Below are 13,541 nucleotides of genomic sequence, written 5' to 3'. Positions count from 1 at the left end.
TCAGTGGCCGTGCTCGGCGTCGCCCTTGGCCAGTTCGGCCTTGAGCAGGAAGGCGTTGCGGCCGGCGATGCGTTCGCTGCCGCGCAACCCGTCGAGGATCTCGATGCGATCGCCCGCCCGGCGCCCGGTCAGCACCGGCTGCGCGCGGAAGCCCTCGGCAACGGCGACGAACACCGCGCTGCGTCCTTCCACCGTCTGCACCGCGTCGGCCGGCACGCTCAGCGTGGTGTCCTGGCCCTCGGTGACGACCACGGCCGACACCGGCGACCCCGCCGGCGGCACCGGCGCGGCGACCGGCATCGCGCGGATCACCGCGGTGCCGCCCGGCGCGCGCAGGTCGGCGGTCGCCGCGGTGACCGTAGCGGCAAAGTTGCCGCCCGGCGCGCTCACCTCCAGCGTCGTCCCCGGCGCGATCTGCGCGGCCAGTGCCGGCGGCGCGGCAAACACCAGTTCGTTCATCGCCGGATCGGTGACCTCGGCCACCACGCTGCCGGCCGCGACCACGCTGCCCGGGGTGACCTGCACAGCACCGACCCGCCCATCCAGCGGGCTGACGATGCGCACACGGCCGCTGGCGTCGGGCGCGCCGTTGGCGGCGGCCTGCGCCTGCGCCGCCGCGGCCTGCGCGCGTGCCGCCACGGCCCGCGCGTGCGAGCTTTCCAGCTCCTGGCGGGCGACCACGCCCTGCGCGACCAGCGCCTGGTCGCGCGCATGCGCCAGCCGCGCGGCCTCGGCCTCGGCGCCGGCGGCTAGCGCATTGGCGCGGAACACCGCGGCTTCGCCGCTGACCACGATCGCCAGCGGCTGCCCGCGGCGCACCATGCTGCCGGGCGCGACCAGCACGCGCTCGACGCGGCCGGTGATGCTCGCCGCCACCGCGGCGCGCGCGCCCACCGCCGGTTCGACCCGGCCGGCCAGGCGGGTCGAGGCGCCGCCGCCGCGGCCGACCGCGACCACCTCGATGCCGGACGCGGCGCGTTGCTGCGGGGTCAGCCGCACCGTGCCGCCGGGTTCTGCCTCGGCGTCCGCAGCGGACGTCGTCGCGGGTTCGCGCGCATCCTGCTGGCGCTCGGCGCCATGGCCGTGCGCCTCGTCGGCCGCCGGGGCGGCCTGCTTGTCGCCGGCGCAGGCGGCCAGCAGGAGTGCCGGCAAGAACGCCAGCAGCAGGCTGCCGGCACGGAAGAGTGGGCGGGACAGGTTCATTGGGCCTCCATGAACGGCGCGCGCCCTTCCAGGCGGGCCAGCTCGATTTCCGCCGTGACCCGCGCCAGGCGGGCGTCCACGGCGATGCCGCGGGCGGCGATGAGCGCAGCACGGGTGCTGCGCAGTTCCAGTTGTGCGATGCGTCCGGCGTCGAAGCCGATGCGGGCGAGACGATAGGCCTCCTCCGTGGCGGCCACGCCGTCGTCGGCCGCGCGTGTGCGGGTGCCGGCGGCCTTCAGCATGGCGAGCGCGGCCAGGCGGTCGGCGGCGCTGGCGCGGCGTTGCTGGTCCAGCCGCGCCTCGGCCGCGCGCTGTTCGGCGCTGGCGGCACGGATGCCGGCGCGGTTGCGGTCGAACAGCGGCACGCTGAGGCTGACGCCGAGCGTGTAGGCGTGCGCGCGGTCTTCGCGGAAGCGCGTCTGCGCGGCGGTCAGGCTCAGGTCGGGCAGGGCGCGCTTGCGCTCCACCTCGACCAGACGCGCGGCGGCCTCGGCCTCGGCGCTGGCGATGCGCACCGGCAGCGCCGCCGCCTCACGCGCGCGCGGCAACGGCGGCGCGCGGTCGAGCAGGCCGGCGTCGATGGACTGCACCGGCGTCTCCAGCAGGGCGATGGCGGCCAGGCGCGCCAGTGCCGCGTCGCGGAACGCCCGCGCCTCGTCCACGGCGGCGCTGGCATCGGCCACCTCGCTGCGCGCCTGCACCTCGCGCAGCTGCGGCTCGCGGCCCTGCGCGACCATCGCGGCCATGGCCGCCGCATCGTCGCGGGTCAGCGCCAGCGCCTGTTCGGCCAGGGCGGCGCGGCGCAGCGCGGCCTCGGCCTGCGCGTAGGCCAGCGCCAGCTCGCCGGCGGCATCGCTGCGGTGCTGCGTGCCGCGCACGGCGGCCGCATCGGCGTCGGCGCGGGCCGCGCGGATGCGTGCGCCGCGCTGGCCCCACAATTCCAGCGGTTGCGACAGGGTGAGCGAGATCTCGGCCCGGCCGGTGCCGGCATAGGTGCCGCTGCCCCAGGCGTTTTCGCTGGACCAGGACAGCGACGGGTTGGGCAGCGCCCGGGCCTGCTCGGCGCGCGCGTCGGCGGCCTCGGCCAGGGCCGCGCCGACGCGGGCGCCAGGCAATTGGTCCAGCCGTTCGAGCAAGGTGTCGTAGGAAGGAGCGGTCTGCGCCATCGCCAGCGTGGCCGGGGCCAGGCCCAGCAGCACGGCGACGACCCGCCCGGCCGCGCGCGGCGGCCGACGTGTCGGAGTCGACATGAAGAAATTCCAGAGGTGAGGGAAACGGAAACCCGCGATCGCGGGACACGCTCAACTCACGCTCTGGGCGGGCGCTTCAATCCGTCCTGGACGACGCCCGCAGGGGAAGCGTCGGCGGCCTGCATCCAGCGCGCCGGTCGCGGCGCGCCGAACACGGCGAGGGCGCTCGCCGGCAGGCTCAGATTCGAGTGGTGGCAATGGTTGTGGCTGCAGCTGCCGGCGTGCTTGCCGTCGCTGTCCTCGCCATCGGCATGCGCCGCGGCGGGCGTGTGCACGGCATCAGCGGATTCCGGCTCCAGCGCGCAGGCCAGCGCGTCGGCCACCGGCACGACCACGAACGCTGCCAGCAGCAGCATCAGCAGGGAGGTACGCAGTGGTCGGAACAGGCGGCGCATGAGGCCGGCAGACTAACAAGCGCTTCCGCGCGGACACAATATCAACGCGCCGCGCGCTGCCGCATGCTCAGGGCAGCTTCGCGATCACCTTGATCTCGAACTGGAAGCCGTACAGCCAGGTCACGCCGATGCCGGTCAGGGTCGGGTGCGGGGCCTCGCCCCAGTACTCGGGCACGATCGCCCAGGCGGTGGCGAAGTTCCGTTCCGGATCGACCAGGAACACGGTCGCGTCGATCACGTCGTCGAACGTGCAGCCGGCGGCGGCCAGCACCGCGTTGAGGTTGTCGAAGGCGCGACGCACCTGGGTGGCGAACTCCGGCTCGGGCGAGCCGTCCTCGCGGCTGCCGACCTGGCCGGAAACGAACAGCAGGCCGTTGCAGCGGATCGCCGGCGAGTAGCGGTTGCGCGCGTACAGCGCCTGGCCGCCGGCGGGAAAAACGACGTCGCGATGGGACATGGGTGTGCTCCAGAAGAAGGCGGCGCGCAGTGCGCGTGCCGGAGTGGCCATCGTGGCCGGCACCGTTGTCTGGATAAAGCGCGATGATCCGCATAGATTGATTGCGAATTCCAAACAATCGCGGGGCGGCCGATGGACCGATTCGAGGCGATGCGGGCGTTCGCGCGCGTGGTGGAGACCGGCAGCTTCACCCGCGCCGCGCACACCCTGCAGCTCAGCCGCACCAGCGTGACCCAACTGGTGCAGCAACTGGAGGCGCACCTGCGGCTGCGCCTGCTCCACCGCACCACCCGCCGGGTCAGCGTCACCGCCGACGGCGCCGCCTACTACCCGCGCATCGCCCGCCTGCTGGCCGAGCTGGAAGAGGTCGAGGCTGGCCTGGGCAGCGCCGCCGCGGCCCCGCGCGGACGCTTGCGCATCGATGTGCCAGGTCCGTATGCGCGGTTGCGGCTGGTGCCGGCGTTGCCCGACTTCCATGCCCGCTACCCGCAGATCCAGCTCGACGTGGGTGTGAGCGACCGCGAGGTCGACGTGATCGCCGACCAGGTCGACTGCGTGATCCGCGGTGGCGCGCCGGCCGATCCGGCGCTGGTGGCGCGGCCGCTGGCCAGTCTGCCGCTGGGCTTCCATGCCAGCCCGGCGTACCTGCATCGGCACGGGGTGCCGGACCACCCGCGCGCGCTGGACGGGCCGGCGCATCACACGGTGGGCTTCCTCAGCCCGCGCAGCGGCCGCGCGCGCAGTTTCCAGGCGCGGCGCGGCGCGGAGCAATGCGTGGTGCAGGGGCGCTACCAGGTCGGCTTCGACGACGGCAACGCCTATCTGGCCGCCGGCCTGGCCGGGTTGGGCGTGGTCGTGCTGCCGTCCTACATGGCGGCAGCGCATGTGGCCGAGGGTACGCTGCGGCCGCTGCTGCAGGACTGGCAGTTGCCGCCGATGCCGATGCACCTGATGTTCGCGCCCAACCGGCACATGAGCCAGCGGCTGCGCGCGTTCATCGACTGGGCGGTGGAGGTGTTGGGCCCCGCGGAGCCGGTCTAGTCGCCGCTGGTGCCGATCATCGCCGACGGCGTGCGGGGCCGTGTGTGCCGCCCCGGCCGTTCAAGGTGCGCGCCGCCTGTGGACAACTTGCACAAGCCCTTGATCGCCTGCATAATGCGCGGCTCGCTGTGCCCGACGAGGTCGGGGCCGGCGGCCGGATGCGCGATCTCCGGCCGGCCTCTCCCAGCGTAACCGTTTGATTTCCCACGTCGCGTGGTGGCCGCAGGGCTGCCGGGGCCGCCGTCTCCCAGGCTATGGGCGACCAAACTACTATCGAGGTGCGCAATGTCCCGCGTATGCCAAGTGTCCGGCAAGCGTGTGCAGACGGGTAACAACGTCTCCCACGCCAACAACAAGACCCGCCGTCGTTTCCTGCCCAACCTGCACGAGCGCCGCTTCTGGGTCGCCAGCGAGAACCGCTGGGTCAAGCTGAAGGTTTCCGCGCACGCGCTGCGCACCATCGACAAGAACGGCATCGACACCGTTCTGGCTGAGCTGCGTGCGCGCGGCGAAAAGGTCTGAGGAGTAGAGCATCATGGCAGGCAAGCGCGATAAGGTCCGTATGATTTCCTCGGCCGGTACCGGCCACTTCTACACCACGGACAAGAACAAGAAGAACACCCCGGGGAAGATGGAATTCCTCAAGTACGATCCGGTCGTGCGCAAGCACGTCCTGTACAAGGAAGGCAAGATCAAGTGATCGGCTGATCCTCGGATCGCTGCTCACGCTGGACACGGAACCCGCCGCAAGGCGGGTTTCGTGCGTCTGGGGAACGGAAAACCCCGCCGCCGATGCGGCCATGGTTGCGTTTGCCGGCGCAGTCCGCAGAATCGGGCGACCTGGGTTGCGAGGATCGCGATGCTGCCGGTCTGGTTGGAAGGCACGTGGCTGCTGGCGCTGGACTGGCTGATCCGGCTGGTGGCGCTGTTGTGGATCCCTACCCGCACCACGCCCGGCGCGGCACGCAGCTGGCTGTTGCTGGTGGGCTTCGTGCCGTTGTTGGGATTGCCGCTGTATCTGTTGCTCGGCCATCCCTGGCTGTCGCGCGAGCGCATCCGCCGCCAGGCGCTGGCCTCGCAGGTGATCCGCGAGCAGCAGGTGCCGCTGACCGCGCTGCGCTGGGCGCCGCCGGCCGACACCGTGGTCGCCGAAGTGGTGCCGCTGGTCGAGCGCCAGGGCGATTTCATGCCGACCCATGGCAACAGCGTCGAGCTGCTCGATCGCTATGCGCCCTCGCTGCAGGCGCTGATCGACGACATCGACGCGGCGGTCGAGCGCGTGCACCTGCTGTACTACCTGATGTTCGACGACGCGGTCGGCGATGCGGTGAGTGCCGCCCTGCTGCGCGCCGCCGCGCGCGGCGTGCGCTGCCGGCTGCTGCTGGATGCGCGCGGCGGCCGCCGCGGCCTGCGCCGTTACCGCAAGCGCCTGCACGCGGCCGGGGTCGAGGTGCAGGCCTTGTTGCCGGGCGGGCTGCGCTGGCGCCGCAGCGGGCGCATGGACCTGCGCAACCACCGCAAGATCGCGGTGATCGACAACCGCGTCGGCTACATCGGCTCGCAGAACCTGGCCGAGCCGCAGTTCGTCCCCGGCCATCCCAACCGCGAACTGGTGGCGCGGGTGCAGGGGCCGGTGGTGGCGCATCTGGAAGCGGTGTTCGCCAGCGACTGGTTCATCGAGACCGGGCAGCGCCTGAGCGTGGTCGCACCCGCCTCCATCCACGGTGGCGGCGTCGCCGCGCAGCTGCTGCCCAGCGGGCCGGCGTACCCGTTCGAGAACGCGCGCGACACGGTCAACGCGCTCGTCCATCTGGCGCGGCGGCGCATCGTCATGGTCACGCCGTACTTCGTGCCGGACGAGGCCACGCTCAGCGCGCTGCGCATCGCCGCGCTGTCCGGGGTGGACGTGCAACTGATCCTGTCCGAGAGCAACAACCAGCGGCTCACCGCCTGGGCGCAGGAGGCCTACTACGACGAACTGCTGCGCAGCGGAGTCAAGATCGCGCTGTACCGGCCGTGCTTCCTGCACGCCAAGCACCTGAGCGTGGACGAAGGCATCGCCCTGGTCGGCTCGATCAACCTGGACATCCGCTCGTTCGCGTTGAACGCCGAGGTCGGCATGCTGTGCTACAGCGCCGCGGTGGTGCAGCGGCTGCGCGCGGTGGAGGCCGATTACCTGGCCGATGCGCGGGTGCTGACGCTGCAGGACTGGCGCAAGCGGCCGGCCTGGCGGCGCAGCCGCGAAGGCATCGCCCGCCTCGCCGATGCCCTGATGTGACGCACGCCGATGACAGGCGCATGACGCGCTCATGCGCGATCGGTGCCGGCACATGCGCGACGGTTCTCAGCCGCGGGCCGGGTCGGTGGAGGCTTCCCTTACAATCGCGGCATGAGTGAGCTTGTCCCCAGCGACCCGGTCGACGACGACTGCGACATCGCCATCGTCGGCGGCGGCGCGGCCGGCGTGCTGGTCGCCTTGCAGCTGCTGCGCCAGGCCGACACCGCGCTGCGCGTGCAACTGATCGAATCGCAGCCGGCGCTGGCGCAGGGCGTGGCCTATGCGACGCCGTGCGCCGAGCACCTGTTGAACGTGACCGCCGGCCGCATGAGCGCCTTCGCCGAGGCGCCCGACGATTTCCTCGACTGGCTGCAGCAGCAGGCGCTGTATCCGCAGCTGTCGCGCGCGGCGCTGGCCGAAGCCTACGTGCAGCGCCGCCATTACGCCGCCTACCTGCGCGCGCGGCTGCAGCAGGCGCAGGCCGCCGGGCCGGCGCGCCTGCAATGGCGGCAGGCGCGCGTGCTGGCGCTGCACCCGCAGCCGACCGGCGCGCACCTGCTGCAGTTGCACGACGGTGGCCACCTGCACGCCGGTGCCACCGTGCTGGCGCTGGGCAACAGCCTGCGTCCGCTGCCGGCGCGCGGTGCCCCCAGTCTCGACGCGCCGTCGCGGATCGAGGCCTGGGACTACGCGCAGTTGCAGGCGATTCCGCGCGAGGCGACGGTGTGCATCGTCGGCTCCGGCCTGAGCATGGCCGACAGCGTGCTGACCCTGCTGGCCAACGCGCACCGTGGCCCGGTGCACGTGGTCTCGCGACACGCGTTGCTGCCGTTGCCGCACGCCGCACATGGCGCGCCGGCCGACTTCGATGCGCATGCGCTGCTGGCGATGCCGCTGCGCCAGCGCGTGCGCGCGCTGCGCCGCCACGCCGCCGCGGCGCAGGCGCAGGGCCAGCCCTGGCAGAGCGTGATGGACCGGGTGCGGCCGCTGAGCCAGGCACTGTGGCAATCGCTGTCGGTCGCCGAGCAGCGCCGGTTCCTGCGCCACGTGGTGCGCTACTGGGACGTGCACCGGCATCGCATCGCCGCGCCGGTGTTCGCGCAACTGCAGGCGATGCGCCAGGTCGGCCAGTTGCGCCTGCACCGCGCGCGGCTGGACACGGTGTTCCCGGTCGGCGCCTGCGTGCAGGTCAACGGCATGGGCGCCGACGGCGCGCCGCTGCAGCTCGACGCGCACTGCGTGATCAACGCCACCGGCGTCGAACTGCGCGCGCAGACCATGCGCAATCCGCTGCTGCACCAGTTGCTGGGCTGCGGCCATGCGCAGCCGGGGCCGCACGGCATCGGCGTGGGCAGCGCCGCCGACGGTGCGCTGCTCGACGCCGACGGCCGCGCCACGCCGCGCATCCGCGTGCTCGGCAGCCTGCGCATCGGCAGCCTGTGGGAAAGCCTGGCGATCCCCGAATTGCGGGTGCAGGCGCAGCAGACCGCGCAGGCGCTGCTGGCGCTGGACGTGTCGACAGCGGCCGTGCATTGAGCGTCGCGGCGCATGCCGGCCGCGGTTGCGCGCGGCGCAGTTGCGACCTCCTTTGTAGGAGCGGCTTCAGCCGCGACCCGGGATTTCGGTAACGCCCGTCGCGGCTGAAGCCGCTCCTACAGGGACAGGGCCTTTGCGTCGTTTCTAGTCGCGGCCGGCATTGCCGGTCCTACAGGCGGGTCTCCTATCGCGATCGCAGGCCCCATCCACCGCGTTCTGCGGCGTGCGCCCGAGCAGCAGGCAGATCGCGATCGCCGCCAGCGCGGTGATCGCCGCCAGCACCCGGATGAGCGTGCCGAAGGCCGCCGCATAGGCCAGGCGCAGTTGCGCGGCGGACAGCGCGCCCTCCTGCATGGAGGCCGGCAGGTCGCCGGCGACCAGGCGCTGCGCGGTGTCCGCCAGGGCCGCGTGCGGCAGCAGCGGCGCAACCGCGGCCAGCCGCACCTGCAGCAGCGCCGTGAGCAAGGCCGCCACGCTGGCCAGGGCGATGCCTTCGCCGGCCACGCGCAAGGTGCCGAACAGGCCGGCGGCCATGCCGGCGCGTTCGCTCGGCACCACGCTGACCGACAGCGCATCCATCAGGCCCCAGGGCAGGGCGGTGCCGGCGCCGATCACCAGCAGCGCCGGCAGCGCCTGCGCCGGCGGCTGAGCGCCAAGCCAGCACAGGCCGGCCGCGGCCGCCGCCAACCCGGCCGCGGACAGCCAGGCCGGGGCGATGCGCTGGGCCAGCACGGCGGCCAGGCTCGGCACCAGCAGCATCGGTGCCGACAGCGCCAGCAGCGTCAGGCCGGCGCTGGCGGCGGGCGCGCCATCCACGCCGATCATGCGCAGCGGCAGCAGCACCAACAGCACCACGTAGCTGTAGCAGGTGGCGACCGGCAGCAGCTGCACGCCGACGAAGCGCCGGTAGCGGAACAGGCTCAGGTCCAGCAGCGGATGGCGGCGGCGTCGTTCGATCTCCACGAAGGCGAACAGCAGCAGCACGGCGGCGCCGAGCAGGGCCAGTGTCGCGGCGTTGCTCCAGCCGCTGTGCGGCCCCTGGATCAGGCCGGCGGTGAACAGCGCCAACGCCGCGCTGAAGCTCACGGCACCGGCACGGTCGGGCGGACCGGCGGCCGGAGCGCGCGAGGCGGGCAGCCAGCGCGCGGCCAGTGCCCATGCCAGCGCCGCAACCGCGGCCACGCCGAAGAAGATCGCGCGCCAGCCCAGCCGTTCGCTCAACGCGCCGGCGGCCAGCGGGCCGAACGCCAGGCCGGTGCCGAAGGTGGTGCCGAGCAGGCTGAACGCACGCGTGCGCGCGGCGCCGGTGTACAGCGGCGCCAGCGCCGCGGTGCCGGCGGCCAGCGCGGCGGCGGCGCCGACACCCTGCAGCGCCCGCCACAGGTCGATCGCCGCGACCGAACCGGCCACCGCCACGCCCAGGGTCGCCAGGGCGAACAGCGCCAGGCCGCCAAGGAACACCCGGCGCCGTCCATGCCGATCGGCGAGCGCACCGGCGGCCAGCAGCAGGCTGCCGAAGCTGAGCATGAAGGCATTGGTGATCCAGGCCAGGGCCAGCGCGCTGCCGCCCAGGGCCGCGCCGATCGCCGGGGTGGCGACGGCGCCGCCGGAGAAGTTCAGCGGCAGCGCCAGGGCGGCCAGGCACACCGCGGCCAGGGTGGCACCCCGGCGCGGCAGGGGCGTGGAGGGGGAGGTCGAAGCGGCGGTCATCGGAGCGACTCGTGTGGCGGATGTCGGAAGGCCACTAGAGATACCGAGGCGGTAATCCGCGAAAAAGACCCTGCTCTTCCACGCTTTGCGGAACAGAACGCTCTAATATCGCCGCATGGACCGCCTCACCGGCATCGTCGCCTTCGTCCGTGCCGCCGAGCAGCGCAGTTTCGTCGGCGCCGGCCGCGTGCTCGGCCTCTCGGCCTCGGCGGTGGGCAAGAGCGTCGCGGCGCTGGAACGCGAGCTCGGCGTGCGCCTGCTGCAGCGGACCACCCGGCGCATCGCGCTGACCGCCGAGGGCGCGCTGTTCCTGGAGCATTGCCAGCGCGTGCTGGCCGACCTGCGCGAGGCCGAGGAGGCGCTGGCGCAGACCCGGCAGGCGCCGCGCGGGCGCCTGCGGGTCGGCCTGCCGACCATCGGCTACCGCTTCCTGGTGCCGCTGCTGCCCGAATTCCGCCAGCGCTATCCGGACGTGGAGCTGGACCTGGACTTCGACGACCGCGTGGTCGATCTGCTCGAACACGGCCTGGACGCGGTGATCCGCAGCGGCGTGCAGGCCGACTCGCGGCTGCTGGCGCGGCGGCTGGGGCCGTTCCGCTTCTGCCTGTGCGCGGCGCCGGACTACCTGCGCCGCCGCGGCGTGCCGCAGACCCCGGCGGAACTGGCCGCGCACGATGGCGTGCTGTTCCGCGTTCCCGATACCGGCAAGCCGCAGGACTGGCCGCTGGCCGAATCGGCGCCGCTGCCACCGGCGGTGCTCACCTGCAACAACATGGAGGCGGTGCGCGCGGCGGCGATCGCCGGCATGGGCATCGCCTGCATGCCGGCGTTTCTGGCCCGCGATGCGTTGGCCGACGGCCGCCTGCAGTCGGTGTTGGATGCGCACATGGCCGATGGCGGCGCGTTCTTCGTGGTGTGGCCGTCGCGCCGGCAGCTCTCGCCGAAGCTGCGCGTGTTCGTGGATTTCCTCGCCGAACGGCTGTTCCGCACCGATTGACGCCAGGTCGTGTGCCGGGCGGCGCGCGCTGTCGCAGCCGCTGCGCCGCTGCACCGGCTAAAATGCGCGGGTGGATGTCTCTCATTTGCTCGACGATCTGAACCCCGCCCAGCGCGAGGCCGTTTCCGCCGCCCCCGGCCACTACCTGGTCCTGGCCGGCGCCGGCTCCGGCAAGACGCGCGTGCTCACCCATCGCATCGCCTGGCTGCACCAGGTGCATGGCGTGCCGGTGCACGGCATCCTGGCGGTCACCTTCACCAACAAGGCCGCGGGCGAGATGCGCCACCGCGCCGACCTGCAGTTGCGCAACGGCAGCCGCGGCATGTGGATCGGTACCTTCCATGGTCTGGCGCACCGCCTGCTGCGCCTGCACTGGCAGGACGCGAAGCTGCCCGAGAGCTTCCAGGTGCTCGACGCCGACGACCAGTTGCGCCTGGTCAAGCGCGTGGTGCAGCAGCTGGAGCTGGACGAGGGCAAGTTCCCGCCCAAGCAGATCGTGTGGTGGATCAACCAGCAGAAGGACGAGGGCCGCCGCGCGCAGCACATCCAGCCGGAGCCGCGCGACGAGTGGGTCACCACGTTGCGCAACGCCTACGCGCTGTACCAGGAGCGCTGCGACCGCGCCGGCCTGGTCGACTTCGCCGAACTGCTGCTGCGCGCGCACGAACTGCTACGCGACACCCCGGCGTTGCTGGCGCATTACCGCGCCCGCTTCGGCGAGATCCTGGTCGACGAATTCCAGGACACCAACGCCATCCAGTACGCCTTCGTGCGCGTGCTCGCCGGCGACAGCGGCCACGTGTTCGTGGTCGGCGACGACGACCAGGCGATCTACGGCTGGCGCGGCGCCAAGGTCGAGAACGTGCAGCGCTTCCTCACCGATTTCCCCAGCGCGCAGACCATCCGCCTGGAGCAGAACTACCGCTCCAGCGCCAACATCCTCAACGCCGCCAACGCGGTGATCGCGCACAACCCCGACCGCATCGGCAAGCAGCTGTGGACCGATTCGGGCGATGGCGAGCCGATCGACCTATACGCGGCCTACAACGAGGTGGACGAGGCGCGCTACGTGGTCGAGCGCGTGCGCCAATGGGTGCGCGACGGCGGCAGCTACAGCGAGGCGGCGGTGCTCTACCGCAGCAACGCGCAGTCGCGTGCGTTCGAAGAGGCGCTGATCGCCGAGCAGGTGCCGTACCGCGTCTACGGCGGCATGCGCTTCTTCGAGCGCGCCGAAATCAAGGACACCCTGGCCTACCTGCGCCTGGTCGCCAACCGGGCAGACGATGCGGCCTTCGAGCGCGCGGTCAACACGCCGCCGCGCGGCATCGGCGACCGCACCCTGGACGAGGTGCGCCGCCTGGCGCGCGCGCAGTCGCTGTCGCTGTGGGCGGCGGCGCAACAGGCCGCGCAGCAGGGCGGCGAACTGGCCGCGCGCGCGCGCAATGCGCTGGGCCAGTTCCTCGGCCTGATCGAGCAACTGGCCGCGGACGTGGCCGGGCTGCCGTTGCCCGAACAGATCGACCAGGTGCTGGCGCGTTCCACCCTGCGCGATCACTGGAGCAAGGAGAGCCGCGGCGGGCTGGATTCGGAGTCGCGCACCGACAACCTCGACGAACTGGTCTCGGTGGCCTCGCGCTTCGTCCGCGCCGACGGCGACGAGGATGCCGACGAGGGCCGCCAGGCGATGACCGAACTGGTCGCGTTCCTGGCCTATGCCTCGCTGGAGGCCGGCGAAGGCCAGGCCCAGGCCGGCGAGGACGGCGTGCAGTTGATGACCCTGCACTCGGCCAAGGGCCTGGAATTCCCGCTGGTGTTCCTGGCGGGCATGGAAGACGGCTTGTTCCCCAGTGCGCGTTCGCTGGAGGAGAGCGGGCGCCTGGAGGAAGAGCGGCGCCTGGCCTATGTCGGCATCACCCGCGCCCGCCATAAGCTCGTGCTGAGCTATGCCGAGTCGCGGCGCATCCACGGCCAGGACAACTACAACGTGCCCTCGCGCTTCCTGCGCGAGATCCCGCGCGAGCTGCTGCACGAAGTGCGGCCGAAGGTCCAGGTCTCGCGCAGCGCCTCGCTGGGCGCACCGCGCAGCCTGGGCCACAGCGTGATCGAGGCGCCGACGATCAAGCTCGGCGCCAACGTGCAGCACCCCAAGTTCGGCGGCGGCGTGGTCATCGACTACGAAGGCAACGGCGCCCACGCCCGCGTGCAGGTGCAGTTCGACGAAGCCGGCGCCAAGTGGCTGGTGATGGCGTACGCCAATCTGACGGTGTTGTAGGCCGACGCGATGGCGGTACGCCGGGGCGTGCGCGGTACGCAGCTCGGCCGCCGACCGCTCCGGCTCGCGGACTGCATCATCACGACGTCGCGGCAGCCACCACGCACTGTGGCGCAGTCTCGAACTGCGCGATGCGGTCGCAAAGGTGCAGATGATCGTAATCGGCACCCATGCGCTCCATCTCCTCGGCACAATCCAGCAAGCACTGCGCGATCGCCTTCGGCTCGCCGGGGTCGGCGCACAGCGTGACCTCGGCCATGGCGACAGGCCGTACCGCCTCGATCGCCAGGTCCGAAAGCGGGTCTCCATGGCGTTTCATGCCGATCCTTCCATGCGCGGTCGCGTTGGTCGCCGCGAACGTACCAAACGCTGCATGTGACGATGCTTGGCTGAGCCCAAGCG

At 72.3% G+C, this 13,541-nt stretch carries 13 protein-coding genes; 7 read left to right on the top strand and 6 right to left on the bottom strand.

Annotated elements, in window-relative coordinates:
* The 4 genes from NUG21_RS20390 to NUG21_RS20375 form a co-directional block, all read right to left on the bottom strand.
* Window positions 1-1,203, bottom strand: a complete 1,203-nt coding sequence (locus NUG21_RS20390; protein WP_263391867.1) for an efflux RND transporter periplasmic adaptor subunit — start codon at window positions 1,201-1,203, stop codon at window positions 1-3.
* Window positions 1,200-2,453: a TolC family protein gene (locus tag NUG21_RS20385; protein WP_263391866.1), complete on the bottom strand. Its 1,254-nt coding sequence runs from the start codon at window positions 2,451-2,453 to the stop codon at window positions 1,200-1,202. The genes NUG21_RS20390 and NUG21_RS20385 overlap by 4 nt, the downstream gene beginning before the upstream one ends.
* A gap of 56 nt (window positions 2,454-2,509) precedes the next feature.
* Window positions 2,510-2,848, bottom strand: coding sequence for a hypothetical protein (locus NUG21_RS20380; protein WP_263391865.1), 339 nt, complete (start codon window positions 2,846-2,848; stop codon window positions 2,510-2,512).
* 67 nt (window positions 2,849-2,915) lie between these two features.
* Window positions 2,916-3,305, bottom strand: a complete 390-nt coding sequence (locus tag NUG21_RS20375; RefSeq protein ID WP_263391864.1) for a RidA family protein — start codon at window positions 3,303-3,305, stop codon at window positions 2,916-2,918.
* Between the two features lie 132 nt (window positions 3,306-3,437).
* On the opposite strand from NUG21_RS20375, the gene NUG21_RS20370 reads away from it, so the two are divergent.
* The 5 genes from NUG21_RS20370 to NUG21_RS20350 all read left to right on the top strand — a co-directional run bounded on the left by NUG21_RS20370 (window position 3,438) and on the right by NUG21_RS20350 (window position 8,160).
* Window positions 3,438-4,346 (top strand): LysR family transcriptional regulator, encoded by a 909-nt coding sequence (locus NUG21_RS20370; RefSeq protein ID WP_263391863.1) that lies wholly within the window; start codon window positions 3,438-3,440, stop codon window positions 4,344-4,346.
* Window positions 4,347-4,631: 285 nt separating this feature from the next.
* Complete coding sequence (gene rpmB, locus NUG21_RS20365; protein ID WP_010342733.1) at window positions 4,632-4,868, top strand: 50S ribosomal protein L28; 237 nt, start codon at window positions 4,632-4,634, stop codon at window positions 4,866-4,868.
* A gap of 10 nt (window positions 4,869-4,878) precedes the next feature.
* Entirely contained in the window at window positions 4,879-5,046 is a 168-nt protein-coding gene (rpmG, locus tag NUG21_RS20360; protein WP_169411268.1) for a 50S ribosomal protein L33, read from the top strand.
* Between the two features lie 159 nt (window positions 5,047-5,205).
* A complete protein-coding gene (gene cls, locus NUG21_RS20355; protein WP_160946936.1) occupies window positions 5,206-6,624 on the top strand; it encodes a cardiolipin synthase in 1,419 nt (472 codons plus the stop codon).
* A 111-nt stretch (window positions 6,625-6,735) separates the two neighbouring features.
* Window positions 6,736-8,160, top strand: a complete 1,425-nt coding sequence (locus NUG21_RS20350; protein WP_263391862.1) for an FAD/NAD(P)-binding protein — start codon at window positions 6,736-6,738, stop codon at window positions 8,158-8,160.
* A 144-nt stretch (window positions 8,161-8,304) separates the two neighbouring features.
* On the opposite strand, the gene NUG21_RS20345 is transcribed toward NUG21_RS20350, so the two are convergent.
* Window positions 8,305-9,870, bottom strand: coding sequence for an MFS transporter (locus NUG21_RS20345; protein ID WP_263391861.1), 1,566 nt, complete (start codon window positions 9,868-9,870; stop codon window positions 8,305-8,307).
* Window positions 9,871-9,985: 115 nt separating this feature from the next.
* On the opposite strand from NUG21_RS20345, the gene NUG21_RS20340 reads away from it, so the two are divergent.
* Entirely contained in the window at window positions 9,986-10,867 is an 882-nt protein-coding gene (locus NUG21_RS20340; protein ID WP_263391860.1) for a LysR family transcriptional regulator, read from the top strand.
* A gap of 70 nt (window positions 10,868-10,937) precedes the next feature.
* A complete protein-coding gene (uvrD, locus tag NUG21_RS20335; protein WP_263391859.1) occupies window positions 10,938-13,139 on the top strand; it encodes a DNA helicase II in 2,202 nt (733 codons plus the stop codon).
* 79 nt (window positions 13,140-13,218) lie between these two features.
* On the opposite strand, the gene NUG21_RS20330 is transcribed toward uvrD, so the two are convergent.
* Window positions 13,219-13,398 (bottom strand): hypothetical protein, encoded by a 180-nt coding sequence (locus NUG21_RS20330; RefSeq protein WP_263391858.1) that lies wholly within the window; start codon window positions 13,396-13,398, stop codon window positions 13,219-13,221.
* Window positions 13,399-13,541 lie beyond the last annotated feature (143 nt).

This window comes from Xanthomonas sp. CFBP 8445, from assembly GCF_025666235.1.
In the GTDB taxonomy this organism is placed as follows: Bacteria; Pseudomonadota; Gammaproteobacteria; order Xanthomonadales; family Xanthomonadaceae; genus Xanthomonas_A; species Xanthomonas_A indica.
The sequence above is the reverse complement of the archived record's forward strand: the minus strand, read 5'-3'. Positions and strand labels throughout refer to the sequence as shown.